The sequence below is a fragment of the Streptococcus parasanguinis genome (assembly GCF_009717775.1).
GTDB lineage: Bacteria > Bacillota > Bacilli > Lactobacillales > Streptococcaceae > Streptococcus > Streptococcus parasanguinis_AG.
This window is the reverse complement of sequence record NZ_WMZF01000005.1, coordinates 20146-46576: the sequence shown is the minus strand read 5'-3', so window position 1 is coordinate 46576 and position 26431 is coordinate 20146. Positions and strand designations below refer to the sequence as shown.

Genomic DNA, 26431 nt, shown 5'->3' with positions numbered 1-26431 from the left:
GTTATTCTCCAAATATCTCTTTTTGTAATCTTCGACCGGTTGGTGTTGCTGCCAATCCTCCTTCAGCTGTTTCTCTAAAGGCAGTTGGAAGACTGGAACCAACTTGGTACATGGCGTCAATCACTTCATCAACAGGTATTTTTGATTCAATGCCTGCTAAGGCCATATCAGCAGCAATGAAGGCATAGCTGGCTCCCATTGCGTTTCGTTTGACACATGGGACTTCCACGAGTCCTGCTACTGGATCACAAATGAGCCCAAGCATGTTTTTGATGACAAAACAGACCGCTTGACTCGCTTGATAAGGAGTTCCCCCAGCAGCTAGTGTTAATGCAGCCGCGCTCATAGCTGAAGCAGAACCGACTTCTGCCTGACAACCACCTTCTGCACCTGAAATAGAAGCATTATTGGCGATCACTAACCCAAAAGCCCCAGCTGTTAGTAGAAAATCTAATTGTTGTTGACGGTTTAACCCTAATTTTTGAGTTGCCGCAGTGAGAACTGCAGGAAGACAGCCAGCAGATCCTGCAGTGGGTGTTGCACAGACCAGCCCCATTTTAGCATTGTGTTCGTTGACGGCAATAGCATTCTTCGCTGCGGTTAAGACGGTCAAGTCAGATAACGTTTTTCCTGATTTGATATAACGATCTAATTTTGTCGCATCTCCACCAGTTAATCCACTACGAGAGTGATTTTCATTTAATCCTAACCTTACAGAATCAATCATCACTTCTAAATTCCGGGTCATTAATCGGAGGACTTCTTCGCGTTCACGACCAGTTAGTTCAAATTCAGTTGCAATCATCAACTCTGCGACGTTTCCTTCGTATTGCGTGCTTGCTTGTTCTACGAGGTCTACAATTGAATAAAACATACGAACTCCTTATTTGAAAAAGTTGACATTATGAAGATGAGGAATTTGACGGATATCTTCGATAGCTGATTCACAACTCCTTGAGTCAACTTCTATAATCATAATCGCTTTTTCTCCAGCTTTTTCCCGTGTTACATTCATTTGTGCAATGTTAATATCGTAGCGAGAAAGAGCTTCTGTCACATGAGCGATCATTCCAGGGACGTCCTGGTGAACAATGATAATGGTTGGAGTATTCATATTTAGCGAGATAGCAAAGCCATTTAACTCAGTAACCTGTATGTTCCCACCACCAATTGAGATTCCAGTGACAGAAATCGTTTTATGATCATTTTTAACAGTAATAGTCGTTGTGTTTGGGTGAGGAGCATTGCTTTCTTTTTGAATAGACCAAACAATCCGAATGCCTCGTTCATGTGCAATTTTTAGACTATCTGGGATTCTAGGATCATCTGTGTCCATTCCTAAGATGCCCGCTACTAAGGCTAAATCTGTTCCATGACCACGATAGGTTTTGGCGAAGGAATTAAATAATTGGAACTCAACTTCTTTTGGTTCCTCTCCAAAGATAGAAGAAACAATTTTACCAATTCGAACAGCACCTGCAGTGTGACTACTGGATGGGCCGATCATCACAGGTCCAATAATATCAAAAACTGATTGGAATTTTAAAGAGTTCATGCTCTGCTCCTTTGTGATCACTTTACTTCATTATATCAGATATGGCTGATGATTTCTTCTATTTTTCCCGAAATATCTGAGAAATCTTAAAGGGGGCTTAAAGCATTTATATTATCCTGGATTTTTAGTATTTCTAACATCTGACTGAAATATTTGACACATTATTTCAATAAATATGAAATATTTCTTGTGTAGTATAGAGGTATACCAATAAAGGAGTACATAATAATGAATAAAAAACAAATGATGAAACAAATTATTGGACTTAGTTTACTTGCAGGACTTTTCCTTCCAATTGTAGCGAATGCAGATTCTTATACTGTAAAATCAGGTGATACTTTATCTGCTGTTGCTAAAGAGAGGAACACAACGGTTGATGCGATTGCTAAGAAAAATAAGATTAGTAACGTGAATCTCATCTCAGTTGGTCAAGTTCTTGAGATTGAAGATGCAAATACAACGCAGAAAACTACGGAGCAAGCTCCTGCTAGTAAAACTGATACTACACAAGCAACAACTACTGTCTCTGCTTCAGATGGCTTGAGTGCGGAAGACGCGGCTGCTAAGGAATGGATTGCTCAGAAAGAGTCAAGTGGTAGCTATACAGCACAAAATGGCCAATATTATGGCCGTTACCAATTAACTATCACTTATTTGAATGGTGATTTATCACCTGCAAACCAAGAAAAAGTAGCCAATCAATATGTTGTCAACCGTTATGGATCATGGTCAGCAGCTAAAAATTTCTGGTTGGCAAATGGCTGGTATTAAATTCGTTTAAAAAGAGTTCTTGAATAGGACTCTTTTTAAATTTACAGACTTGTAAACCCATCGATCCTGATCAACAAAAAGAATAGTAAGATGCTTGTTTTCTAATATAAAGCGTGTTAAAATGGTAACTGCTCAAAACGACCTTCAATCGTTGAAGCAAACCACGACCTTCAATCGTGAGAAACGAAAAGATGGGAGAAATCTATGAGTGATAACTCGAAAACACGTGTTGTTGTTGGTATGAGTGGTGGTGTGGATTCATCTGTAACAGCTTTATTATTAAAGCAACAGGGTTACGATGTCATCGGCATCTTCATGAAAAACTGGGACGACACAGACGAAAATGGCGTCTGTACAGCTACAGAAGATTACAAAGATGTAGCAGCGGTTGCAGACCAAATTGGCATTCCTTACTATTCTGTCAACTTTGAGAAAGAATACTGGGATCGTGTCTTTGAATATTTCCTTGCTGAATACCGAGCTGGTCGAACACCAAATCCGGATGTCATGTGTAATAAGGAAATCAAATTTAAGGCCTTTTTAGATTATGCTATGACACTCGGTGCAGATTATGTAGCGACAGGGCACTATGCGCGCGTGGCGCGTGATGAGGATGGCATTGTTCATATGTTACGTGGTGTTGACAACGGGAAGGACCAAACTTATTTCTTAAGCCAGCTGTCACAAGAACAACTTCAAAAAACCATGTTCCCATTGGGACATTTGGAAAAGCCTGAAGTTCGCCGTCTAGCTGAAGAAGCTGGATTAGCAACAGCTAAAAAGAAAGACTCAACTGGAATTTGCTTTATTGGAGAAAAAAATTTCAAAGAGTTTCTAGGGAATTACCTTCCTGCCCAACCAGGTCGAATGATGACCATTGATGGACGAGATATGGGTGAACATGCAGGTTTGATGTATTACACAATCGGTCAACGGGGTGGGCTTGGAATTGGAGGCCAACAAGGTGGAGACAATGCGCCATGGTTTGTAGTTGGTAAAGACCTTAGTCAAAATATTCTTTATGTAGGTCAAGGCTTCTATCATGAAGCATTGATGTCAACAAGTTTACAGGCTAGTCAAGTTCACTTTACACGAGATATGCCAGAAGAGTTTACATTAGAGTGTACAGCTAAGTTCCGCTATCGTCAACCAGATTCTAAGGTAACTGTACACGTTAAAGGTGATAAGGCAGAAGTGATTTTTGCAGAACCTCAACGAGCTATTACACCAGGACAAGCTGTTGTCTTTTACGACGGTGAAGAGTGTCTAGGCGGTGGCTTGATTGACAATGCTTATCGGGATGGAAAAGTTTGTCAGTATATTTAGATTTTCTAGGAGGAACGAAAGTGTTTCAGTTCTTTAAGAAAAAAATAGAGAACACAAAGACTATCTCTGACTATAAGAAACAGTATTTGAGGGAGAAAACGACGGAGTCAATTGAAGCTTTGTTCAAGGAATTGAAGCAATCTAAAGTTTGGGTTCCCTTTAATGCCTCTTTAATGGATGGGAGTGACGAACAAGAAGGTGTTCGTCTAAAACCGGATATTCTACGAAAGGGAGACGACTACTTTTATCCTTGTTTCTTGACGGAACAGGATATTCCTAAAGATTATTACGATCGTTTTTCTTGGCTGCAAATACCTTTTACGGACTGTTTATTTACTGCAGAAAGGATAGGAAAGTTTCCAGTGAGAGGGATTGTTCTAGATGCATTCTCTGATCCAGTTGAGATTGACAAAGGAGTTTTTGAAGCAATCCGTCAATCTTAGTATATTTAAATTGACAAATTTTCTCAATTTGCTACAATAATAAAAGCAATAGAAATGATGGTCAAAGCTCATGGATGTTGCAGGCTTTTTTGTCCTGCACTTCTCAGAGTTTTGACTATTTTTGTGTGATTTCGAAAGGAAGTAAAATGAGGCAACAGGATTTTCGGACGAAAATAGGTTCTACTGTTTTTGGCGTGAGAGCGACTGCTTTGATTGTAAAAGATAATCGCTTGTTCGTCATAGAAGATGAGGACGGCTGTTATACAATCGGAGGTGCTATTCAAGTCAATGAAACTACAGAGGATGCGGTAGTTCGTGAAGTCAAAGAGGAACTTGGTGTTACATCTACAGTAGGTCCGTTAGCTTTCGTGGTTGAAAATCACTTTGAACAAGCTGGAATCCACTATCATAACATTGAATTTCATTATTTGGTGGACTTGCTAGAAGATGCACCTTTGGTCATGCAGGAAGATACAAAGCGATTACCTTGCCGTTGGATTGCTTTAGATGATTTACACACTGTTGACCTGAAACCAGCCTTTTTAAAATCAGCCCTACCAGAATGGGACGGAAAATTACGACACATCCATCTTGAGAAATAGGAGAAAAAATGACTTATAATTTTATTGAAGAATACGATATCATTGTAATCGGTGCGGGGCATGCGGGAGTAGAAGCCTCCCTAGCTGCTAGCCGTATGGGTTGTAAGGTCTTACTTGCGACTATTAACATTGAAATGCTGGCTTTTATGCCTTGTAATCCCTCTATTGGTGGTTCTGCTAAGGGGATTGTCGTGCGTGAAGTCGATGCCCTCGGTGGAGAAATGGCGAAGAATATCGACAAGACCTACATCCAAATGAAAATGCTCAATACTGGTAAAGGTCCTGCGGTTCGTGCACTTCGGGCTCAAGCAGACAAAGAACTTTACTCAAAAGAAATGCGGAAAACAGTTGAAAACCAAGAAAATTTAACTCTTCGCCAAACTATGATTGATGAGATTTTGGTGGAGAATGGTAAGGTTGTTGGTGTAAGGACTGCGACTCAACAAGAGTATGGAGCAAAGGCTGTTATTGTCACTACTGGGACAGCTTTACGCGGAGAAATTATCATTGGAGATCTCAAGTATTCGTCAGGGCCTAATCATAGTCTAGCTTCTATCAATTTGGCCGATAATCTCAAACAGCTAGGATTAGAAATTGGACGTTTCAAAACAGGGACGCCACCTCGTGTAAAGGCATCGTCAATTAACTATGACGAAACGGAAATTCAACCTGGAGATGAAGCTCCAAATCATTTTTCTTATACATCGCGTGATGAAGATTATGTAAAGGATCAAGTCCCTTGTTGGTTGACTTATACGAATGGGCATAGCCATGAAATTATCCAGAATAATTTACACCGGGCCCCTATGTTTACAGGGGTTGTAAAGGGAGTGGGTCCTCGCTATTGTCCGTCCATTGAGGATAAAATTGTCCGTTTTGCTGACAAAGAGCGTCATCAACTATTTTTAGAACCTGAGGGACGAAATACAGAAGAAGTCTATGTTCAAGGACTGTCAACGAGTTTACCAGAGGATGTTCAGCGGGATCTCGTCCATTCTATTAAGGGACTTGAGAAGGCAGAAATGATGCGAACGGGTTATGCGATTGAGTATGATATGGTTTTGCCTCATCAATTGCGCGCAACTTTGGAAACCAAGAAAATTTCAGGTCTCTTTACAGCTGGGCAAACCAATGGAACGTCTGGCTATGAGGAGGCCGCTGGTCAAGGAATTATTGCAGGGATCAATGCGGCGCTAAAAATCCAAGGAAAACCAGAACTCATTTTGAAACGCAGTGATGGTTATATTGGGGTCATGATCGATGACTTGGTAACAAAGGGAACGATCGAACCGTATCGTTTGTTAACAAGCCGTGCAGAATACCGTCTGATTTTGCGTCATGATAATGCCGATATGCGCTTGACAGAAATGGGACGAGCAATTGGATTGGTAGATGATGAACGTTGGCAACGTTTCGAAACCAAGAAGTATCAGTTTGAAAACGAGATGAAGCGTTTGGATAGCATTAAGTTAAAGCCTGTAAAGGAAACCAATGAAAAGGTTGCTGCAATGGGCTTTAAACCATTGACAGATGCTGTCACTGCTAAAGAATTCTTGCGACGACCAGAAGTCTCTTACCAAGATGTGGTAGAATTTATCGGTCCTGCAGCTGAAGAACTGGATGATAAAATCATTGAATTGATTGAAACTGAAATTAAATACGAAGGCTATATCTCAAAAGCAATGGACCAAGTCGAAAAAATGAAGCGTATGGAAGAAAAACGAATTCCTGCGAATATTGACTGGGATGATATTGACTCTATTGCAACCGAAGCGCGTCAAAAATTTAAATTAATTAATCCAGAAACGATTGGTCAAGCAAGTCGTATCTCAGGTGTCAATCCAGCGGATATCTCTATTTTAATGGTTTACTTGGAAGGTAAATCTCGTAGTATCTCCAAAAACAAAGCAAACCACTAATCAAATGGGGCTGAGATGATGTTTCAGCCTCAATTTTATGGATTGAAATCTGTTGTTGCTGTTTACACAGTTGTAAACCCTTGTTTACAAAGTAGTGAAGCGGAGGAAGAGCTTTTTACGGGTCTTTCTTCTCTGTAATATAGAGAGAAACCTCGCTTTTTACCTCTATTTATGGTATAATTCCGAGAAGAGGTTTATGATGAAAAAATTTCGTTTATCGTTCATCCATTATGTGTTAATTGGTTTTATTTCATTTGCAATTTTAGCAATTTTTTTAAGAATCTTTGGCAAAGGCTATGTAACTCTCATTGCAATTTTTTTAGTCTTAGCTGGATTGATTGCTTTATTTGAATACCAGTTACAAATTTCAGAGTTAGATGAATTAGAACAAATACAATATGTTAACCATCAGGCAGAAAGCGGATTAGCATCTCTCCTTGATAAAATGCCTGTTGGAGTTATCAAAATTAATGAAGAGACAAATGAAGTAGAGTGGTTCAACCCTTATGCTGAATTGATTTTTTCAACAGATGATGGGGACTTTGATGTTGAATCATTGAAAAAGTTACTCAATACTTTGTTTGAGGATAAAGGTCATTATGTCACGGTAGCCGATAAGAAATATTCTGTTTACTTTGATCAGACAGCTAGTGTTGTTTACTTTTTTGATGTTTCAAGTGAGTATGAAGCAACTGTGGGATTGGTGACAACTCGTCCCGTTATCGGTATTATTTCTGTTGATAACTATGATGATCTAGAAGATGTCATTTCAGACTCTGATATTAGCAATATCAATAGTTTTATTGCCAACTTTGTAGAAGAGTTTACAGCTCATTACCATATGTTTTACAGACGTGTGGGGATGGATCGTTTCTATTTGTTTACAGACTACACGGTCTTAGAACAGTTGATGGAATCAAAATTTTCTGTCATCGATCAATTCCGTGAAGAAGCTAAAAATCGTGAGCTACCTATTACCTTAAGTATGGGATTCTCGTATGGTGACGGGGAGCATGATGAGATTGGTAAAGTGGCTCTCTTGAACCTAAACCTTGCGGAAGTTCGTGGTGGGGATCAAGCAGTAGTCAAAGAAAATGATGAACAGAAAAACCCTATTTTCTTTGGTGGTGGAACAGCTTCGGCTGTGAAGCGGACTCGGACTCGCACACGCGCTATGATGACAGCTATTTCGGATAAGATTAAATCTGTTGATCAAGTTTTCATTGTTGGGCATAGAAACTTGGATATGGACGCTTTAGGAGCGTCTGTGGGGATGCAGTTTTTCTCTAGCAATATTTTGGCTTCCTCTTATGTGGTCTATGACCCGCATGCAATGGCTAGTGATATTTCAAGAGCAATTGCGAAACTAGAAGAAGAGCAGGTGACGAAAATCCTTCCCCTAGAGGAAGCCATGCAAATGGTGACGGATCGCTCTTTGTTAATTATGGTGGACCATTCTAAGACAGCCTTGACTCTTTCAAAAGAGTTTTATCAGGAATTTAAACAGATTATTGTCATTGACCATCACCGTCGGGATGATGATTTCCCTGAAAATGTTCTGATCACCTATATTGAAAGTGGAGCAAGTAGTGCGAGCGAATTGGTTAGTGAACTGATTCAGTTCCAGAAGTCGAAGAAAAATCGGTTAACGAAGATTCAAGCTAGTGTCTTGATGGCTGGGATTATGCTGGATACTAAGAACTTCTCCGCACGTGTTACGAGTCGGACCTTTGATGTGGCGAGTTACCTTCGTTCAAGAGGTAGTGATAGTGTAACCATCCAGGAGATCTCTGCGATTCAGTTTGATGAGTACCGCGAAGTGAACGAACTGATCTTGACTGGTGAAAAGATTTTGCCACATATCATCGTAGCTTGTGCCAATACGACTAAAGCCTATGATTCAGTAACTATTAGTAAAGCAGCTGATAGTATGCTAGCCATGTCTGAGGTGGAAGCAACCTTTGTCATTGCTTGTAATCAAAGTGGGACTGTCTCGATTTCTGCACGAAGTCGAAGCAAAGTCAATGTACAGCGTATCATGGAACAGCTTGGCGGAGGAGGTCATTTCAACTCGGCAGCCTCTCAAATTGAGGGTCAAGATTTGATGAGTATTCGTCAACAACTGATTGAGACTATTGAAAACGAAGTAACTATTGAAAAGGAGAATGTAGAATGAAAGTTATTTTCTTAGCGGATGTAAAAGGTAAAGGTAAAAAAGGCGAAATTAAAGAAGTACCTACTGGTTATGCACAAAACTTTTTGATCAAGAAAAATCTTGCGAAAGAAGCCAATGCCCAAGCAATCGGTGAACTTCGTGGAAAGCAAAAGTCAGAAGAAAAAGCGCATGCTGAATTGTTAGCGGAAGCGCAAAAGATTAAAGCAAAATTAGAAGAAGAAGCAACTGTTGTTCAATTTACTGAAAAAATTGGGCCAGATGGCCGTACCTTCGGCTCTATTACCAATAAAAAGATTGCAGAAGAGCTTGAGAAACAATTTGGCATTAAAATTGATAAACGTCATATCCAAGTTTCCTCTCCAATTCGTTCAACAGGTTTGATTGACGTCCCTGTAAAAATTTATCAAGATGTTACAGGTGTGATTAATATTCGTGTAAACGAAGGATAAACACGATCGATAGAAAGGTTTTTTTATGGCTGAGATAGAGGAATTACGAACACAACCTCAGGATATCCAAGCGGAGCAATCAGTGTTGGGAGCCATCTTTATTGATGAGGGGAAATTGGTCTTTGTTCGTGAATATATCGAGCCTGGCGATTTCTTTAAGTACTCGCACCGTTTGATTTTTAAAGCCATGATCGATCTAGCTGACCGCGGGGATGCGATTGATGCGACGACTGTTCGAAATATTTTAGATAGTCAGGGGGATCTCCAAAATATTGGCGGTCTCTCCTATTTGGTAGAAGTCATTAATTCGGTACCAACTTCAGCTAACGCAGAGTATTACGCGAAGATTGTTGCCGAAAAAGCTGTTTTACGTCGATTGATCTCTCGATTAACGGAAAGTATTAATCAAGCTTATGATGGTGCAAGTCCTTCAGATGAAATCATTGCGGGTGCTGAAAAAGCTCTGATTGATGTTAGTGAAAACGCAAATCGTAGTGGATTTAAAAATATTCGAGACATCTTGAATATAAATTTTGGTAGCTTGGAAGCCCGCTCTCTTCAAACCTCTGATATTACGGGTATTGCGACAGGCTATCGCGATTTGGACCATATGACGACAGGGCTACATGAGGAAGAGTTGATTATTTTAGCGGCTCGTCCTGCAGTAGGGAAAACAGCCTTTGCTCTAAATATTGCTCAAAATATCGGGACAAAGTTGGATAAGACAGTGGCTATTTTCTCATTAGAAATGGGTGCTGAGAGTTTGGTTGACCGGATGTTAGCAGCTGAAGGTTTGATTGAATCCCATTCGATTCGTACAGGTCAATTGACGGATGAAGAGTGGCGGAAATATGCCATTGCTCAAGGAAATTTGGCCAATGCGAGTATTTACATCGATGATACCCCAGGAATTCGGATCACTGAGATTCGTTCGAGAGCAAGAAAATTAGCGCAGGAAACAGGGAATCTCGGTCTTATTCTGATTGACTACCTGCAGCTGATTACAGGGACTGGAAGAGAAAACCGTCAACAGGAAGTTTCAGAAATTTCTCGTCAGTTAAAGATTTTGGCTAAGGAACTAAAAGTTCCCGTTATTGCTTTGAGTCAGCTATCACGTGGTGTGGAACAGCGCCAAGACAAACGTCCTGTTCTTTCTGATATTCGTGAATCTGGATCGATTGAGCAGGATGCGGATATTGTTGCTTTCTTGTACCGTGATGATTATTATGATCGAGCTGGTGAAGAGGAAGAAGATGGAATGCCTAATAATACGGTTGAAGTGATTATCGAGAAAAACCGTTCAGGTGCGCGTGGGACAGTCGAATTAATATTCCAAAAGGAATACAATAAATTCTCAAGTATTTCAAAGAGAGAGGATCAATAAGATGAGTGATGCATTTACAGATGTTGCAAAAATGAAAAAAATTAAGGAAGAAATCAAGGCCCATGAAGGACAAGTGGTTGAAATGACGCTTGAAAATGGACGGAAACGTCAAAAAAATAAATTTGGACGCTTGATTGAGGTCTATCCTTCTTTATTTATTATCGAGTATACGAACGACAATAGCTTACCAGGTGAACCAGCCAATACATACGTGGAGTCTTACACCTATTCAGATATTTTAACAGAGAAGAATTTAATTCGTTATTTGGATTAATTTCTTGCTTTTATCGTCTAAATCAGTTATTATAATAAATACATATGGGAGTCTGTGTACAGTCTGAGAGGAAGTGTAAGCTTCGACCGCACCTGATCTGGGTAATGCCAGCGTAGGAAACAAATGAAATGTATTTTTCGTTATGAGTGACCTTGTGCAATACGTCTCCTATTTTGGAGGCGTTTTTTATTTGTGAGAAAGGAGGTTACGATGTCTCTTGTAAAAAGATATTCAAAACAGTTGATAGGATTTGCAGGTTTTAGCAGCCTTCTTATCTTATGGCAGTTAGCAGGATTTTTAAATGTCCTCCCAAAATTTGTATTACCAACGCCACTTGAAATTGGGAATGCCTTTGTACGAGATCGAGCTCTCCTGATTCATCACAGTTTGTCTACCCTTCAAGTGGCCTTGATCGGACTTGTTATAGGGGTTCTTCTTGCTGCTGGCTTTGCGATTCTCATGGATAGTTTTCAATGGGTGAATGATCTGGTCTATCCTTTTATGGTTGTTATTCAAACCATTCCGACGATTGCCTTGGCCCCTATCCTGGTTCTTTGGTTTGGTTATGGTATGCTTCCAAAACTGGTTTTGATCATTATTACGGTGGTATTTCCCATCGTAGTTAGTTTCTTAGATGGTTTTCGGCATTGCGACCAAGACATTCTGAGATTGTTTCAGATTATGCAAGCCAATCGCTTTCAGACCTTAGTTCATTATAAAATTCCTGCAGCGCTTCCTTATTTTTTTGCAGGCTTACGTGTGAGCGTTTCCTATGCTTTTATCAGTACGGTAGTTTCAGAATGGTTAGGAGGTTTTGATGGATTGGGGGTCTATATGATCCAATCGAAGAAGTTATTTCAGTATGATACGATGTTTGCGATCATTGTATTGATTTCTGCTATTAGTTTACTCGGTATGTTTCTCGTTGACCAATTAGAAAAAAACATTCTAAAATGGAAAAAGGATTGACAAACTTGTAAATGGTGTAAAAATTAAATTGACAAAAATGTAAAAGAGGTATAGCTAATGAAAAAGTCAATAGGTTTATTTTTATCAATAATATTGGGATTTGTTTTCTTGAGTGCTTGTCAAAATTCTGTCAAGCAATCGTCAAGTGGTTTGAAAAAGATTGATTTTATTCTAGATTGGACCCCGAATACCAATCATACGGGTCTCTATGTAGCAAAGGAAAAAGGGTACTTTAAAGAAGCAGGACTGGATGTAGATATAAAACTTCCTCCGGAAGACAGTAGTTCTGATTTGATTATCAATGGGAAAGCTCCATTTGGTATTTATTTCCAAGATTCTATGGCCAAGAAATTGGATAAAGGTGCGGGTATTACCGCTGTTGCAGCTATCGTCGAACACAATACGTCAGGAATTATTTCAAGAAAAGATGCAGCGATCACAAGTCCAAAAGATTTGGTTGGTAAGAAGTATGGTACCTGGAATGATCCAATTGAGTTGGAAATGATCAAATCGATGATGAAAAAAGAGGGGGCTGATTTTAATCAAGTAAAATTGGTTCCAAATAGTGATTCAAATTCTATTACTCCGATTGAAAATAAGGTCTTTGATGCTGCTTGGATTTATCACGGTTGGGATGGAATTTTGGCTGAGCAAAAGGGAATGAAGACCAATTTCTTCTATATGAAAGATTTTGTTCCTGCATTTGACTACTATTCGCCTGTTATTATTGCTAACAATGACTATTTGAAGTCTCATAAAGAGGAAGCAAAAAAATTCATTCAAGCGGTGAAAAAAGGCTACCAATATGCTATAGAGCATCCGGAAGAAGCTGCGGATATCTTGATCAAACAGGCCCCTGCCTTAGCTAACCAGCGTGATTTTGTACTAGCTTCCCAAAAATATCTTTCCAGTCAATATGCTTCAGACAAGGACAAGTGGGGGCAGTTTGATCCTAAGCGGTGGAATGCTTTTTATGCTTGGGCAAAAGAGCAAGGTTTGGTCTCAAATGACTTAGAAGACAAAGGTTTCACAAATGAATTGGTAGGTGACTGATATTTTAACCGTAAAAGATGTAAGTTTCTCTTTTGGAGATAAAGCAGTTTTAAACAATGTATCACTAGAAGTGCAAAAAGGAGAAATTGTCTCTATTCTAGGTCCGAGTGGGGTGGGGAAATCAACCTTGTTTAATTTAATTGCTGGGATCCTTCCCTTACAAAAGGGTACCATAGAAGTAGATAATGCCCCGATCTCCTTTGGGAAAGTCAGCTATATGCTACAAAAGGATCTTTTGTTGGAACATAAGACAGTATTGGGAAATATTATTCTTCCCCTTCAGTTGAAAAAGATTTCTAAGGAAGAGGCGACATCTACCGCTCTAAAATTGTTAGATGAATTTAAATTGGGAAGTATCGCCAACCTTTATCCTAATGCGCTGAGTGGGGGGATGCGGCAACGGGTGGCGCTATTGAGAACCTATCTTCTGGGTCATTCTGTCTTCCTATTAGATGAAGCTTTTAGTGCCTTAGATGAATTGACAAGGCAGGACCTTTATCACTGGTATCTAGAAAGTAAGGAACGTCTTGGTCTCACCACTCTGGTGATCACTCATAGTATCGAAGAAGCTTTGACATTGAGTGACCGGGTCTATATCTTGAATCATAATCCCGGTGAAATTATTGCAGATCTTCCTTTAAAATGGGATCCAGCAACGGATAGGGACTGGCAACAATTGCAATATAAAAAACGAATCATAGAATTGTTAGCTGAATTTCATTGAAATTGTTTTGAAGGACTTTACAAAGTTTCTATTCCGTGATAGAATAGAATTTGTGCGAAATGACAGCAGGACAAAATGAAGCTCGTCAACAGGAAGTCAGCTAGAAAAGTAACCTTTGCTGTTTGGGCGAAGGCTTTCTGAACGAATCAGGTTTGTCTAAAACGTTATTTCCTACAAAAATTATTTTTATAGGAGGACATTTCAAATGTCACGTTATACAGGACCATCTTGGAAACAATCTCGCCGTCTTGGCTTGTCACTTACAGGTACAGGTAAAGAATTGGCACGTCGTAACTACGTACCAGGTCAACATGGACCAAACAACCGTTCAAAATTGTCAGAATACGGTTTGCAATTAGCTGAAAAACAAAAACTTCGTTTCTCTTACGGACTTGGTGAAAAACAGTTCCGTAACTTGTTCGTACAAGCTACTAAAGTTAAAGAAGGAACTGTCGGTTTCAACTTCATGCTTCTTTTGGAACGTCGTTTGGATAACGTTGTTTACCGTCTTGGACTTGCGACTACTCGTCGCCAAGCTCGTCAGTTCGTTAACCACGGTCACATCCTTGTTGACGGAAAACGCGTTGATATCCCTTCATACCGCGTAACTCCAGGTCAAGTGATCTCAGTTCGCGAAAAATCAGCTAAAGTTCCAGCTATCCTTGAAGCTGTTGAAGCTACAGTTGGACGTCCAGCATTCGTATCATTCGATGCTGACAAACTTGAAGGTTCATTGACTCGCCTTCCAGAACGCGATGAAATCAACCCAGAAATCAACGAAGCACTTGTCGTTGAATTCTACAACAAAATGCTTTAATTTTAAGATATACTTTGCAGAAAGCCTACTACAGTGGGCTTTTTGTTTTCTTAAAACCTAAACCTGCTAATAAAAAAACTCCTGATCTAGATCGATCAGGAGAGACTGTTACCGTAACATTTTCATTAAAAATTCAGCCATTTGTTGAGGGCTTTCTTTTTTTCCGCGAGAAACCCACATTTGACAGACTCCGAAGAAGGCATTGGTCAGATAGACAGAACTGTAGACTCTTTCAATATCTGTTAATGATTTATGACTATAGCGCTCTTGCAAACTATCAACCAGAAGAATCTGTAATTTATGTCGTAAGAAGGTCTGGATCTCCTTGGTTCCATTCTCTGTCAGAAGAACCGCGAAGAGTGGCTCCTTGGTTAGAAATTCGAACACTTCTGTAATCGCTTGGCGCTTGTCATCTTGGTGTTTATCAAAGATATATTCAAGCTTGTGAAAGAGTGCTTGTTGGTAGCGCTCGATCATGTCATACTTGTCTCGATAGTGGGTATAAAAGCTAGAGCGACTAATGCCGGATTCTTGTGCTAACTCAACCGTCGTGATTTGGTCGAATGATTCCTTTTCGAGTAGTCGAACCATCGCCTCCTCGATATTTCGTTTTGTTTTTAATCGTTTATTGCTCTCAGTCATCTGTTAATCCTTTTTGCACAAAATTGTACACAGTGTCTAAAAATAAGATTTTCTACTTGTGAAAATTTCTAAAAACTGTATAATCTATTATATCAGAAATTTAGACAATGTGTATAAAAAGGAGACAAAAAATATGATGAAAGAATGGAAGGCTGTTCTTAAAAAGCCAACATTTATCATTGTCATGATTGGAGTTGCGTTGATTCCAGCTCTTTATAATATTATTTTTCTATCTTCCATGTGGGATCCATATGGAAAGGTTTCGGATCTTCCTGTAGCGGTTGTCAATAAGGATCAATCTGCTACATATAATGGACAAAAGATGGAAATTGGAAAAGACATGGTGTCCAATTTGAAGGACAATGACTCACTTGATTTTCATTTTGTAGATGAGAAAGCTGCGAAAGATGGTCTCAAAAATGGCGATTATTATATGATTGTAACCCTGCCTGAGGATCTTTCAAAAAAAGCTAGCTCCATCTTAACCAATCATCCGGAACAGATGACCATTGATTACCAAACGTCCAGTGGTCATAGTTTTATCGCAGGAAAAATGAGCGACACTGCGATGACAAAAATGAAGCAGTCAGTGGCTGAAAAAGTGACCAATACTTATACAACAGCTTTATTTTCTAAAATGGGATCGCTTAAAACTGGTATGGGGACAGCGGCAGATGGAAGTGCTAAATTAGCAGATGGTGCAAGTAAATTGGAAGATGGTGGTCAAACACTGTCTACTAATTTGAATACATTGGCTCGTTCAAGCTTAGCATTTTCAGATGGTGCAACCACTCTTCGTACAGGTCTAGCAGCCTATACAGATGGTGTTGGTCAATTAGGAAATGGTCTCAATCAAATGGCTGGTCAACTTCCAAACTTGGTATTTGGCGTCAATCAATTAAATAATGGGTTTGGTACTTTTAATACAGGCTTGATGGCTTACGCTACCGGAGTGGATCGATTAGGAAATGGTCTCAATCAAATGGCGAGTCAAACCCCTCAGTTGGCCTCAGGAGTTGGTCAGTTAACCAGCGGTATGGGTACCCTCAATGATGGTCTTGGGAATTATACCAATGGTGTGCGTCAATTGAATTCAGGCCTGTCTAACTTTTCAAATGGTTTAGCAACCTATACAAATGGAGTCGCTACTTTATCAGAGGGAGCGGGTCAATTAAGTAGTCAATCTGCTACCCTTCGAAATGGGGTTTCACAATTAGAATCAGGTATTCAAACATTATCAAGTCAGCTACAAGCTTCTACAAGTCAATCTGCTCAGATTGATCAATTGGCAGCTGGTTTAAACCAATTAAATGCAGCGATTCAAAATGCTACAGTAGATACCAGTCAACTTTCGTCTGGATTGACGAGTATTGCGAATTCAGCTCAATCAATCCTTGCTTCAGCCCAAGCGGATCGTGCAAATGCCCTTGCAAGTGTGCAAGGAACAGCAGCCTATCAAGCAATGACAGCTGACCAACAAGCGGAAATCAATGCGGCAATCTCATCGAGCCCAAGCTCGAGTGAAACGGTGGCTCAAGGAATCTTGACTACGATTCAAACGATCCAAGGTAGTTTGAATACAGGAAATAGCTTGACACAACTGCAAACGGCAGCCAATCAAATTTTACCGACAGCTTCTTCTACCTTGACAGACTTGTCAAGTGGCTTGTCTAAGATCCAATCCGCAGTTAGTGGACAATTGTTGCCAGCTAGTCAAACCATCAGTCAAGGGATCAGCGCTTATACAGCTGGTGTCGATAAAATCGCTAATGGAGCAACCCAACTTCAGACGAATAGCAGTACTTTAACAAATGGGGCTAGTCAGTTAGCAGCAGGTGTTGGTCAACTAGATAGTAAATCATCAGAATTACTTGCAGGAAGCAATCAATTAGCTTCTGGTCTAGGTGAGTTAAATGGGAAGATGCCTGCCTTGACATCAGGTATGAATCAACTGGCTTCAGGAGCGACCCAATTAACAGGTAAGTCGGGTGAATTGGTTGCTGGTGCTGGAAAATTAGCTGACGGTGTAGGACAATTGAACAGCAAGATTCCAGAGTTGGCAGGTGGTGTCAATAAACTTGTCACTGGTGTCAATCAGTTGACAGAAAAATCAGGTCAACTGGTGACCGGAGCTGATAAACTAGCCGACGGTGCAAATCAAATCTCAGATGGGTCCAGCAAATTAGCAGCAGGTGGCCAAACATTGACAAATGGTTTAGGTGAATTAGCAACAGGAAGCCAAACCTTGAGTCAAGGATTAAACGATGCTAAGGGACAATTGAATGTGGCTACAACTGAAAAAGAAAACGCTAAAACCTTAGCAGATCCTGTCACTTTGTCTAAAACAGACCGTGACAATGTCCCGGTGAATGGTGTCGGAATGGCTCCTTATATGATCTCTGTAGCACTCTTTGTTTGTGCCTTGTCAACCAATATGATCTTTGCAAAATTGCCATCCGGTCGTCATCCTGAAAGTCGCTGGGCATGGTTTAAATCTCGCTTTGAGGTCAACGGAACGATTGCGGTGATTGCAGGAATCTTGGTCTATGGTGCCGTTCACTTGATTGGTTTATCAGCTAATCATGAGATGGCTACTCTCTTCCTTTGTGTGATTGGTAGTGTGGCCTTCATGTCTATCGTGACTGCTTTGACAACATGGCAAAGAAAGATCGGTGCTTTCCTTTCCTTGATCCTCTTGCTCTTGCAATTGGCTTCTAGTGCAGGAACTTATCCTCTTGCTTTGACAAATGGATTTTTCCAAGCCATTCATCCATTCTTGCCAATGAGTTATACCGTTTCTGGTCTTCGTCAAACGATTTCGATGACAGGAGAAATTGGAAATCAAGTGGCCTTCCTTCTGATGACTATTGTCCTTTTTGCAGGACTCGGAATGTGGTTCTATAATCCAAAAAAATATGAAGAGGACTAATCTTCAGGAACTCCCAACAGAATGTGTTGGGAGTTTTTTTGTTTCATGTGAAACAAGAGGCTGGGACAAAAGTCCTAGCCTCTCAATTATTTTTGGATTGTCGAGCAAGACGCAGTGGTTGAGTGGGTTCTACTACGCTGATTTCATCAGCTTTTACAGCCCTACTCAACTGTGCGGAGGTGGGACGACGAAATCGAATTCTAACGAATTACCGATTTCTGTCCCACTCTCTTATTATTTAAAGAAGACGACATCAGGATTTGGAGTAATATAGAGAAGTTGGTCGTTTTCAAAGACCAGTTGGATGGTGTTGTTTTTATAGGTGTAAATGGTATAGTCTACTCCGGATTTAGAAGCTTGTTTGAGATCAACAGCTCCCATCAAAAAGGCGTGAGCTTGTTCCCCTGTGATTTTCCCCTCGTGGTAGAGCCCTTTAATATTTTCTAATTCGGTATTTTCAAAAGATTCGGCAATATAAGCAGGGTCTGTTATTTGTTTCTCTGGATTCCCAAGAATTGTTTGGACAAGGGCAGTGGTATACCCTTCATAGTCCGGCGTCTGGGCAAAAATAGTATCGCCATTTCTAGAGTAGGCCACTTTTAGGTTCCCGGTCGCATAAATCTTATCTTTTGGAGCTTCTTGAGCATTTTTAGGGAGTCCTTCGGTTGTGACGATGTCAGAAGAGGGCTGCGTTGTGGTTGAAGGCGAGCTAGAGGAGTTGCTTGAGCTATTTGAACTGGTTGAGCGACTCGGGAGGCTAGAACGACTCGAGCTACTTTTTTTAAAGGTTTTCTTTTTTGAGCTGGTAGCAGTGGGTACTTTTTTAAAGTTGATCTTAAGGTCCGGCACACAGGCTGATAGAAAAAGAAGAGACAGCAAGAGTGTGAACAAAAGAGGGAGTGTCTGTTTTTTCATCATGTTCCTTTCGATAAGCTGATTGAATTTCTATTCTATCATAAAAAAGGCAACAAAAAAAGGTCAGGAAGAAATCCTGCCTTTGTTTGTTATTATGGATGCCCGCCTCCAGGTCCACCGCCTTGAGGTCCGCCACCTCCGGGAGCCCCACCGCCTCCAGGCATGGAGTTGACAATTTCCGTTTGTTTTTCACCGTTGATATAGATGTCTCCACCAGTGTAGGTAGCAGTACCATCAAAGTCGAATCCAGATTGACCCGTTAATTTAATGGTTCCTCCGGTAACAGTGATATTTCCATTCGAATCAATTGGATCGGTATCGCCTTGACCAACTTCAACGTTGAGGGTTCCACCATTCATAGTGAAGAAAATTTCATCTTGGTTAGCATTGGCATTGGCAGCATTGACACCGTCATCGGTTGCATAGATGGTGATATCTCCACCGTTGATGGTGATCGATTTTCCTTCGAGACCTTCGACAGACTCTGTTACCTTGTAGGTTCCGCTATCGATGATCAGATCACCAGAAGCATGGATTCCGTCGTCTCCTGCGGTGATGGTCATTTTGTTATCTGAAAGGTACATAGTTCCGACCGAAGTATCTTCATCATTATCCACCTTGACTGCATCTTCATCTGCATCGATGGTCATGGTCGTACCAGTGATATTGAGTTCGTCATTGACGTTGAAGGCATCTCCTACAGCCGTGATCTTATAGGTTCCACCTGTGATGTGGAGAGTGTCATTGGCCTTGATACCGTTGTTCTTCTTGGCGTCAATGTTGAGCGTACCTGAACCATTAATGGTGAGGTCGCCTTTAGAGAAGATCACTGCGTCGGCATCTTCATCATTGTTTGAACTTGAATCAGACAAGGTATTGGTCGTGCCATCTGCTAAAGTGAGGTAGACATGTCCTGCTTTCGTAGCAGAAATTGGCGCGTTGGTGTTGGTCATGGTAACGCCTTTCAGGACGATGTGAACATCATCTGAGTCACCTGCTTCGACCTTGATTTGAACCCCGTCGGATTCACCAGAGATGACATAGGTTCCGGCCTTTGAGATGGTCACAGTTGATCCAGAAACGGCTACGCCGTCACCTGATACAGTTGCAGACGAACCAGACAGTTTTACAGTAGAGGCTTTGCTTTCATCATAAGAGCTGTCCTTGTCCTTATCTGTAAAATAGTTGGAATTGTTTGTTTTATTTTTTGAAGTAGAAGTAGCGGTTGTTTGTGCAGTATTGCTTTTTGTAGCTGATTGTGATGACGCCTGGGTGCAAGCTGTCAGTAAGGTGAGGGTTGCGGCCCCCGTTAATAAAAATTTCCATTTGTTTGATTTCATGAGCTTTTCCTCTCGTTCAATTGATATACTCCTAGTCTAAAGTTGCTAGCTGAAAGTTTCCTAAAGTTTTTCTGAAAGGAACCTTAACTTTAGTTTTATTTAAGTTTGGCTTAATGACCAGTTAAGAAAGTCCTATTAAACTAGAAAGCACGTAAGTCGTATTCATACTTACTGAAGGTTAGAAACAATAGATCCCCCTTAAAGGAGAAGAAACATGAAAAAAACAATTGAGACAAGTTTCAAACGAATCGAAACAAAATATATCGTCGCAAAAGATGACGTGAAGGACTTGATCAAAGACTTAAAAGAATACGTCGTAGAAGATGATTACCCAACCTCAACCATTTCAAACATTTATTTTGATACAGAAAATTTTGATGTCATTCAAGATGCTCTTGCCAAACAACACCGCCGTGAAAAAATTCGGATGCGGACTTATATAGAAAAACCTCAAGCAGACAGTCCAGTGTTTCTAGAGGTGAAGTCAAAAGATGAAGAAGGAATTGGCCATAAATTCCGCCTAGTCGCCACTTCACAAGCCATTATCAACTTGATGACAGATGGGAAAGTAGATCATCAGATACAAGATCCAGACTTAGTGCAAGAGATTCGGAGATTGAGCAAACGTTATGGTCATCGATTGGAACCACGGATGTTCATTTACTACGATCGCTTGTCTCTCAAAGAAAAGAAATCCATTCAGGGTTATCCTTATCAGAAGATTCGCGTGACAATCGATCAAAACCTAGTCTTTCGAGATCAGGCTGTTAGCCTTTTTGATGGGAAGAAAGGAGAACCTCTACTAGAGGATGACTTCGTGATCATGGAAATTAAGGCTCCTGGCCAAGAACCTAAATGGCTAAAGGATATTCTAGATAAGTACGGACTGGTCAAACAGAAATTTTCAAAATATAGCTGTGCTTATCATAAATCACAAGGCTTGGATTATGCCCCAAGACCAGTTCAAGAAACGGTAGGTGCTGCCTATGTCTAATCTATTTGATTCTATTTTTAATAATGCTACAGCAACGGTGGATCCCTTGCGCTTGCTGCTGGCCCTTTTGGTCAGCCTCTTTCTAGGGCTGGCCCTATCTTGGACCTATAAATACCGGACACTTTACACTCGAGAGTTTGTCATTAGTTTGACCTTGCTTCCTTGTATGATGACCTTAGTGATCTTTTTGGTCAATGGAAGTTTGGGAACCTCGATTGCAGTGGCAGGGACCTTTAGTTTGATCCGTTTTCGTTCGGCTACGAGTGGTTCGAGAGAGTTGATTGCCATTTTCTTAGCTATGATTATAGGACTAGCGGCAGGTTCAGGCTATCTTTTATTGGCCATATTATCAACCCTTTCTTTACTAGGGGTATGGCTGGTATTAGAGAACAAACAGAGCAAGGCAGACCATCAACGGCGCCGTCATTTGACCATTACCGTCTCAAAACAAGATTCTGTTGCAGAACAAATCAGCCAGTTGTTGGACCAAAGGTGTTCAGAGATTGACTTTATTTCTGTCACAACGGCCCAAGCTGGAGAACAACTGACCTTGAACTATGAGGTAAATATGAAATCAAACATTGATGATTTTGGCCTTGCCAATCTATTGATTAGCAAGATTGAAAATTGTGATGTCGCTCTGACAAAGAAAGCGAAGAAAAGAAAGAATCTATAACGGCTATCCTACTTTAGGATAGTTTTTTAGGGTTTTAAGAACTTTTTAAGAAAAAGTGGTATACTGTTTCTAAAAAATGGAAGGAATCCTTTATGAAAAAGACTGCTATTTTTGAAGATGTCGTCTCTATTATGACCCATGATTCATCTACCATCAAGGATCGAAAAGGATGCGATCTAGAGCCTTTTCGAGAAAACATTACAGATGATATGACAGATGATGCCTTTCTCTATCAAGTTAAGACTTACCTAGCTAGTTTTGGGGTGATCGGGCATGTTTCCTTTCGAGATAAAAAGGCCAGTCCAAAAGGGTTTCTTTTGAGAATAAACGGACAGAAACTGTATGTTGAGGAAGCTAATGAAGATACGGGTCTTCAAGTAGGAGATCAGATCCTAGGTTTGGATGGAAGTGACTTGGATCAGATAGCTTCTCTTCATAAAGACTATTTTATCAGTAAGACCCCTGAAAGACACTACCGAGAATGGGCGGATTTGGTCTCTCAGTCAACGAGTGTCACCCTGCTTCGAGAAGGGATAGAAAAGACCATTGAAGTAGTCCCTAGTCGAGAACCGATCCAAGATCAGATTTTTTGGAAACGATTAGACGATGAGATTCTTTATCTTCGTCTGGATAACTTTATGGATGAAGGAGCCATTAGTCGGGTATATCAAGAGTGTTTACCTATGATGACGGAAGTCAAGTTTCTTCTCATTGATGTCCGACAGAACGGCGGAGGGACAGACTCTTTATATATCCCTCTATTACATCTAGCCTTAGAGAAGGATCAGGGCTATGATTCGCTTGACTGGGACGATGATGGCATGGAAATTCTCTATACGGAACGTAATGTTGATCTGCGCTTGAAAGACTTTGAGGACTGGATGCAACAGGAAGAAATTAGTCCTGAAACCATTAAACTGCTTGGAGATATGAAAGAAGATTTGCTCCGCCATCGGGGCAAAGGTTATGTACCGTATCAGCAAGAAGGCGAGGAATTCTTCCCAGAGGTTAGAGGTGGCCAATATCCCGAACAGATCTTTATCTTATCAGATATTTATTGTCGATCATCTGGTGATAATTTTGTCCAGATGATGAAACAGTTTAAGAAGGTAACGGTGGTAGGTAGACCAACTCTAGGAATTTTAGACTATTCCAATTGTTGTATTGTTGATTATGGCGATTATCAATTGATGTTTCCTACCTCTCGCTGTCTAAGCTTGGATCAAGGAAAAGGAATGACGGATCAGGGTGTTCTACCAGATATAGAGATTCCTTGGACACCTACCCATTTTGAAAGAGACGTGGATCTGGACAAGTGTCTGGAGTTGATTCATCAGGGGACTGTGAAATAGAATAGGATTTCAACCAGAAAACTGATTAAAGAAAAATGCTTTCGTTAAACGGCTTGAATGATCTGAAATGATAACGTTTTCTACCACATTCTCACTATGTTTAAAATTGCTTACTTGGTATAAAAAATGGTAAAATAGTGAGTAACAATCAAAATGAAGAGTGAAACTTATGAAACATAAAACACTTTATAAATTTATCGGGCAGACGATCTTGTATTTCGCCATTTTCCTAGCCCTACTTTATTTCTTTAGTTACCTTGGTCAAGGTCAGGGTGGCTTTATCTATAACGAATTTTAGAAAAGGAGACTCCTAGCCGTGTCAAACCAACCAATTACTGATATGATCGAGACAATTGAACGTTATGCGCAACTACAACCAGACTATCCGGTTTACAATGTCCTTGGTGAGGAACATACCTATGGCCAATTGAAGGCTGACTCAGATAGCTTGGCTGCCTACATTGACCAAATGGGACTTCCTGAAAAGTCACCTGTAGTGGTCTTTGGTGGTCAAGAATATGAAATGTTAGCAACCTTTGTGGCCTTGACAAAATCTGGCCATGCCTATATCCCAATTGATAGCCACTCTGCCTTGGAGCGCGTGTCTGCCATTGTTGAAGTAGCAGAGCCAAGCTTGATTATTGCCATCAATGAGTTTCCATTGGAAAACCCAGCTGCTCCAATCATGTCCTTGGAGCAAGTGCGTGAAGCTTATGCGGCTCAGCATGCCTATGACTTGCAACATCCGGTCAAAGGGGATGATAACTACTACATCATCTTTACCTCAGGGACAACTGGGAAACCAAAAGGGGTACAAATTTCGCACGATAACTTGCTCAGCTTTACCAACTGGATGATTACGGACAAGGAATTTGCAACGCCAGAGCGTCCGCAAATGTTGGCGCAACCGCCCTATTCTTTTGACTTGTCTGTCATGTACTGGGCACCGACCTTAGCTCTTGGAGGAACCCTTTTTGCCCTTCCATCAGCTATCACTCAAGACTTCAAACAACTCTTTGCGACGATCTTTTCTCTTCCGATTGCTATCTGGACTTCAACACCATCTTTTGCAGATATGGCCATGTTGTCTGAGGATTTCAATGCTGAAAAAATGCCAGGGATCACCCATTTCTACTTTGATGGGGAAGAGTTGACAGTCAAGACTGCTCAGAAATTGCGCGAGCGTTTCCCAAATGCACGCATCATCAATGCCTACGGCCCAACGGAAGCAACTGTAGCTCTTTCGGCTGTAGCCGTAACAGATGAGATGTTAGCTACTTTGAAACGTCTGCCAATTGGTTACACCAAAGAAGATTCTCCAACCTTCATCATTGATGAGGCAGGTAACAAATTGCCGAATGGTGAGCAAGGTGAGATCATCGTATCAGGCCCAGCTGTTTCAAAAGGTTATATGAATAATCCAGAGAAAACAGCAGAAGCCTTCTTCGAATTTGAAGGTCTTCCAGCCTACCATACGGGAGATGTCGGAACCATGACGGATGAAGGCCTTCTTCTCTATGGTGGTCGTATGGACTTCCAAATCAAGTTTAACGGTTATCGTATCGAGCTAGAGGATGTCTCTCAAAACTTGAACAAATCGAAGTATATTGACTCAGCAGTCGCAGTACCGCGTTATAATAAGGATCACAAGGTCCAAAATCTCTTGGCCTATGTCATCTTAAAAGAGGGCGTCAAAGAACAATTTGAGCGCGAAATTGATATCACAAAAGCCATCAAGGAAGATTTAGAAAACATCATGATGTCTTATATGATGCCTTCAAAATTCCTCTATCGTGATAGCCTGCCATTAACACCAAACGGGAAAATCGACATCAAAGGGTTGATTAGCGAGGTTAATAACCGATGATCGAGTTTTTGAAACAGCTCCCTCATTTAGAACACTATGGAACACCGATCTATTTTGTCTACCTCATTCTAGCTTTTTTGCCGATCTTTGTGGGCCTCTTTTTCAAAAAGAGATTTCCGGTCTATGAAGGACTGGTGAGTCTGATCTTTATCATTTTGATGCTGACAGGTTCGAATCTCAAGCAAATTTATGCCCTGCTCTTTTACGTAGTCTGGCAAATCTTGATTGTGTATTCCTACAAAATCTATCGTCAGAAAGCGGACAACAAGTGGATTTTCTATCTTCATTCCTTCTTGTCTGTCTTGCCCCTGATCTTTGTTAAGGTGGAGCCAGCGATCAAGAATGGGCACCAATCCTTGTTTGGATTTTTAGGGATTTCGTATTTAACCTTCCGAGCTGTCGGAATGATCATCGAAATGCGAGATGGTGTCTTGAAAGAATTCACACTCTGGGAATTCTTACGCTTTATGCTCTTTATGCCGACCTTCTCAAGTGGACCGATTGATCGTTTCAAGCGTTTTAATGAGGATTATAACGCTATTCCTGAGCGTGAAGAATTATTGGATATGTTGGAGCAAGCTGTTAAGTATATCATGTATGGCTTCCTTTATAAATTTATCCTAGCTCATATTTTTGGTCACTTATTATTAGGTCATGTGCAGACCTATGCCTTGTCTCAAGGTGGATTCTTCAATATCGGAACGCTGGGAGTCATGTATGTTTATGGCTTTGACCTCTTCTTTGACTTTGCGGGCTATTCGATGTTTGCTTTAGCAGCTTCAAATTTGATGGGAATTAAAAGTCCAATCAACTTTGATCGTCCCTTTAAATCACGTGACTTAAAGGAATTCTGGAATCGTTGGCATATGAGTTTGTCTTTCTGGTTCCGTGATTTTGTCTTTATGCGTCTCGTGATGGTATTGATGCGCAATAAAGTATTCAAGAGCCGAATTACCACCTCAAATGTTGCCTATATTATCAATATGTTGGTCATGGGCTTCTGGCACGGGGTGACCTGGTACTACATCGCTTATGGGCTCTTCCATGGGCTTGGACTGGTTATCAATGATGCTTGGATTCGTAAGAAAAAGACCATCAATAAAGAAAGAAAAGCAAAAGGATTGGATCCTATACCGGACAATCGTTGGACCAAAGCTTTGGGGATCTTTATCACCTTTAACACAGTGATGCTGTCCTTCCTGATTTTCTCAGGATTTTTGGATCAACAATGGTTTCCAAAATTGAAATAAAAGG

At 40.6% G+C, this 26431-nt stretch carries 25 protein-coding genes; 20 read left to right on the top strand and 5 right to left on the bottom strand.

Translation table 11 applies throughout. The annotated features are described in order from the left end of the window. Position 1: 1 nt before the first annotated feature. Both sdaAA and sdaAB read right to left on the bottom strand, forming a co-directional pair. A complete protein-coding gene (gene sdaAA, locus GMC92_RS07440) occupies positions 2 to 874 on the bottom strand; it encodes an L-serine ammonia-lyase, iron-sulfur-dependent, subunit alpha (protein ID WP_155200084.1) in 873 nt (290 codons plus the stop codon). A gap of 9 nt (positions 875 to 883) precedes the next feature. Continuing rightward, positions 884 to 1555: an L-serine ammonia-lyase, iron-sulfur-dependent subunit beta gene (gene sdaAB / locus GMC92_RS07435; protein ID WP_031574774.1), complete on the bottom strand. Its 672-nt coding sequence runs from the start codon at positions 1553 to 1555 to the stop codon at positions 884 to 886. A 228-nt stretch (positions 1556 to 1783) separates the two neighbouring features. Here sdaAB and apf point away from each other — a divergent pair, with 228 nt between their 5' ends. The 13 genes from apf to rpsD all read left to right on the top strand — a co-directional run bounded on the left by apf (position 1784) and on the right by rpsD (position 14462). After that, positions 1784 to 2326, top strand: coding sequence for an aggregation-promoting factor (apf, locus tag GMC92_RS07430; protein WP_049495766.1), 543 nt, complete (start codon positions 1784 to 1786; stop codon positions 2324 to 2326). A 204-nt stretch (positions 2327 to 2530) separates the two neighbouring features. Then, positions 2531 to 3652 carry a tRNA 2-thiouridine(34) synthase MnmA gene (gene mnmA, locus GMC92_RS07425; RefSeq protein WP_023919979.1) on the top strand — a complete coding sequence of 374 codons (1122 nt, stop codon included), beginning with the start codon at positions 2531 to 2533 and terminating at the stop codon, positions 3650 to 3652. Between the two features lie 20 nt (positions 3653 to 3672). Continuing rightward, on the top strand, positions 3673 to 4095 hold the full coding sequence (locus GMC92_RS07420) for an SseB family protein (RefSeq protein ID WP_049471774.1): 423 nt from the start codon (positions 3673 to 3675) through the stop codon (positions 4093 to 4095). A gap of 146 nt (positions 4096 to 4241) precedes the next feature. Further along, positions 4242 to 4697 carry an NUDIX hydrolase gene (locus tag GMC92_RS07415; protein WP_049471775.1) on the top strand — a complete coding sequence of 152 codons (456 nt, stop codon included), beginning with the start codon at positions 4242 to 4244 and terminating at the stop codon, positions 4695 to 4697. An 8-nt stretch (positions 4698 to 4705) separates the two neighbouring features. Next, positions 4706 to 6616, top strand: a complete 1911-nt coding sequence (mnmG, locus tag GMC92_RS07410; protein ID WP_049471776.1) for a tRNA uridine-5-carboxymethylaminomethyl(34) synthesis enzyme MnmG — start codon at positions 4706 to 4708, stop codon at positions 6614 to 6616. A gap of 199 nt (positions 6617 to 6815) precedes the next feature. Further along, positions 6816 to 8792, top strand: a complete 1977-nt coding sequence (locus tag GMC92_RS07405) for a GGDEF domain-containing protein (protein ID WP_479681400.1) — start codon at positions 6816 to 6818, stop codon at positions 8790 to 8792. Continuing rightward, positions 8789 to 9241 (top strand): 50S ribosomal protein L9, encoded by a 453-nt coding sequence (gene rplI, locus GMC92_RS07400; protein WP_003002156.1) that lies wholly within the window; start codon positions 8789 to 8791, stop codon positions 9239 to 9241. The genes GMC92_RS07405 and rplI overlap by 4 nt, the downstream gene beginning before the upstream one ends. Positions 9242 to 9266: 25 nt before the next feature. Then, positions 9267 to 10625: a replicative DNA helicase gene (dnaB, locus tag GMC92_RS07395; protein WP_014714093.1), complete on the top strand. Its 1359-nt coding sequence runs from the start codon at positions 9267 to 9269 to the stop codon at positions 10623 to 10625. Between the two features lies 1 nt (position 10626). Continuing rightward, the gene (locus tag GMC92_RS07390) at positions 10627 to 10899 is read left to right on the top strand and encodes a Veg family protein (protein ID WP_003009183.1); all 273 of its coding nucleotides are present in this window, start codon (positions 10627 to 10629) and stop codon (positions 10897 to 10899) included. 210 nt (positions 10900 to 11109) lie between these two features. Further along, entirely contained in the window at positions 11110 to 11868 is a 759-nt protein-coding gene (locus tag GMC92_RS07385; protein WP_155200082.1) for an ABC transporter permease, read from the top strand. Positions 11869 to 11925: 57 nt separating this feature from the next. Beyond that, entirely contained in the window at positions 11926 to 12921 is a 996-nt protein-coding gene (locus tag GMC92_RS07380) for an ABC transporter substrate-binding protein (RefSeq protein ID WP_155200081.1), read from the top strand. Then, a complete protein-coding gene (locus GMC92_RS07375) occupies positions 12914 to 13645 on the top strand; it encodes an ABC transporter ATP-binding protein (RefSeq protein WP_338324046.1) in 732 nt (243 codons plus the stop codon). The genes GMC92_RS07380 and GMC92_RS07375 overlap by 8 nt, the downstream gene beginning before the upstream one ends. Before the next feature lie 205 nt (positions 13646 to 13850). Next, positions 13851 to 14462, top strand: a complete 612-nt coding sequence (gene rpsD, locus GMC92_RS07370) for a 30S ribosomal protein S4 (RefSeq protein WP_003002210.1) — start codon at positions 13851 to 13853, stop codon at positions 14460 to 14462. A 108-nt stretch (positions 14463 to 14570) separates the two neighbouring features. Here the strand turns inward: rpsD and GMC92_RS07365 are convergent, their stop codons facing one another. Then, positions 14571 to 15104 (bottom strand): TetR/AcrR family transcriptional regulator, encoded by a 534-nt coding sequence (locus GMC92_RS07365; RefSeq protein WP_003001962.1) that lies wholly within the window; start codon positions 15102 to 15104, stop codon positions 14571 to 14573. Between the two features lie 133 nt (positions 15105 to 15237). Here GMC92_RS07365 and GMC92_RS07360 point away from each other — a divergent pair, with 133 nt between their 5' ends. Beyond that, a complete protein-coding gene (locus GMC92_RS07360; protein ID WP_155200080.1) occupies positions 15238 to 18033 on the top strand; it encodes a YhgE/Pip domain-containing protein in 2796 nt (931 codons plus the stop codon). Between the two features lie 234 nt (positions 18034 to 18267). Here GMC92_RS07360 and GMC92_RS07350 read toward each other — a convergent pair whose 3' ends face one another. Both GMC92_RS07350 and GMC92_RS07345 read right to left on the bottom strand, forming a co-directional pair. Then, positions 18268 to 18951 carry a DUF4947 domain-containing protein gene (locus tag GMC92_RS07350; protein ID WP_155200079.1) on the bottom strand — a complete coding sequence of 228 codons (684 nt, stop codon included), beginning with the start codon at positions 18949 to 18951 and terminating at the stop codon, positions 18268 to 18270. An 89-nt stretch (positions 18952 to 19040) separates the two neighbouring features. Next, a complete protein-coding gene (locus GMC92_RS07345) occupies positions 19041 to 20288 on the bottom strand; it encodes a carbohydrate-binding domain-containing protein (RefSeq protein ID WP_155200078.1) in 1248 nt (415 codons plus the stop codon). Positions 20289 to 20502: 214 nt separating this feature from the next. Between GMC92_RS07345 and GMC92_RS07340 the strand changes: the two genes are divergently transcribed. The 6 genes from GMC92_RS07340 (at position 20503) to dltB (ending at position 26427) form a co-directional block, all read left to right on the top strand. After that, positions 20503 to 21282 carry a polyphosphate polymerase domain-containing protein gene (locus tag GMC92_RS07340; RefSeq protein ID WP_049522629.1) on the top strand — a complete coding sequence of 260 codons (780 nt, stop codon included), beginning with the start codon at positions 20503 to 20505 and terminating at the stop codon, positions 21280 to 21282. Continuing rightward, positions 21275 to 21958: a DUF4956 domain-containing protein gene (locus tag GMC92_RS07335; protein ID WP_049471785.1), complete on the top strand. Its 684-nt coding sequence runs from the start codon at positions 21275 to 21277 to the stop codon at positions 21956 to 21958. Before GMC92_RS07340 ends, GMC92_RS07335 begins: the two co-directional genes overlap by 8 nt. Before the next feature lie 92 nt (positions 21959 to 22050). Then, positions 22051 to 23310, top strand: a complete 1260-nt coding sequence (locus tag GMC92_RS07330) for a S41 family peptidase (RefSeq protein ID WP_155200077.1) — start codon at positions 22051 to 22053, stop codon at positions 23308 to 23310. A 169-nt stretch (positions 23311 to 23479) separates the two neighbouring features. Further along, positions 23480 to 23608: a teichoic acid D-Ala incorporation-associated protein DltX gene (locus GMC92_RS07325; RefSeq protein ID WP_006595368.1), complete on the top strand. Its 129-nt coding sequence runs from the start codon at positions 23480 to 23482 to the stop codon at positions 23606 to 23608. Between the two features lie 18 nt (positions 23609 to 23626). Then, positions 23627 to 25177, top strand: coding sequence for a D-alanine--poly(phosphoribitol) ligase subunit DltA (gene dltA, locus GMC92_RS07320; RefSeq protein WP_338324045.1), 1551 nt, complete (start codon positions 23627 to 23629; stop codon positions 25175 to 25177). After that, positions 25174 to 26427, top strand: a complete 1254-nt coding sequence (gene dltB, locus GMC92_RS07315) for a D-alanyl-lipoteichoic acid biosynthesis protein DltB (protein ID WP_049516100.1) — start codon at positions 25174 to 25176, stop codon at positions 26425 to 26427. The genes dltA and dltB overlap by 4 nt, the downstream gene beginning before the upstream one ends. The last annotated feature ends 4 nt before the right edge of the window (positions 26428 to 26431 follow it).

Bases quoted from the DNA above. Each gene is read 5' to 3' on its own strand.
- sdaAA (WP_155200084.1), bottom strand. From the start codon at position 874: ATGTTTTATTCAATTGTAGACCTCGTAGAACAAGCAAGCACGCAATAC.
- sdaAB (WP_031574774.1), bottom strand. From the start codon at position 1,555: ATGAACTCTTTAAAATTCCAATCAGTTTTTGATATTATTGGACCTGTG.
- apf (WP_049495766.1), top strand. From the start codon at position 1,784: ATGAATAAAAAACAAATGATGAAACAAATTATTGGACTTAGTTTACTT.
- mnmA (WP_023919979.1), top strand. From the start codon at position 2,531: ATGAGTGATAACTCGAAAACACGTGTTGTTGTTGGTATGAGTGGTGGT.
- GMC92_RS07415 (WP_049471775.1), top strand. From the start codon at position 4,242: ATGAGGCAACAGGATTTTCGGACGAAAATAGGTTCTACTGTTTTTGGC.
- mnmG (WP_049471776.1), top strand. From the start codon at position 4,706: ATGACTTATAATTTTATTGAAGAATACGATATCATTGTAATCGGTGCG.
- GMC92_RS07405 (WP_479681400.1), top strand. From the start codon at position 6,816: ATGAAAAAATTTCGTTTATCGTTCATCCATTATGTGTTAATTGGTTTT.
- rplI (WP_003002156.1), top strand. From the start codon at position 8,789: ATGAAAGTTATTTTCTTAGCGGATGTAAAAGGTAAAGGTAAAAAAGGC.
- dnaB (WP_014714093.1), top strand. From the start codon at position 9,267: ATGGCTGAGATAGAGGAATTACGAACACAACCTCAGGATATCCAAGCG.
- GMC92_RS07390 (WP_003009183.1), top strand. From the start codon at position 10,627: ATGAGTGATGCATTTACAGATGTTGCAAAAATGAAAAAAATTAAGGAA.
- GMC92_RS07385 (WP_155200082.1), top strand. From the start codon at position 11,110: ATGTCTCTTGTAAAAAGATATTCAAAACAGTTGATAGGATTTGCAGGT.
- GMC92_RS07380 (WP_155200081.1), top strand. From the start codon at position 11,926: ATGAAAAAGTCAATAGGTTTATTTTTATCAATAATATTGGGATTTGTT.
- rpsD (WP_003002210.1), top strand. From the start codon at position 13,851: ATGTCACGTTATACAGGACCATCTTGGAAACAATCTCGCCGTCTTGGC.
- GMC92_RS07365 (WP_003001962.1), bottom strand. From the start codon at position 15,104: ATGACTGAGAGCAATAAACGATTAAAAACAAAACGAAATATCGAGGAG.
- GMC92_RS07360 (WP_155200080.1), top strand. From the start codon at position 15,238: ATGATGAAAGAATGGAAGGCTGTTCTTAAAAAGCCAACATTTATCATT.
- GMC92_RS07350 (WP_155200079.1), bottom strand. From the start codon at position 18,951: ATGATGAAAAAACAGACACTCCCTCTTTTGTTCACACTCTTGCTGTCT.
- GMC92_RS07345 (WP_155200078.1), bottom strand. From the start codon at position 20,288: ATGAAATCAAACAAATGGAAATTTTTATTAACGGGGGCCGCAACCCTC.
- GMC92_RS07340 (WP_049522629.1), top strand. From the start codon at position 20,503: ATGAAAAAAACAATTGAGACAAGTTTCAAACGAATCGAAACAAAATAT.
- GMC92_RS07335 (WP_049471785.1), top strand. From the start codon at position 21,275: ATGTCTAATCTATTTGATTCTATTTTTAATAATGCTACAGCAACGGTG.
- GMC92_RS07330 (WP_155200077.1), top strand. From the start codon at position 22,051: ATGAAAAAGACTGCTATTTTTGAAGATGTCGTCTCTATTATGACCCAT.
- GMC92_RS07325 (WP_006595368.1), top strand. From the start codon at position 23,480: ATGAAACATAAAACACTTTATAAATTTATCGGGCAGACGATCTTGTAT.
- dltB (WP_049516100.1), top strand. From the start codon at position 25,174: ATGATCGAGTTTTTGAAACAGCTCCCTCATTTAGAACACTATGGAACA.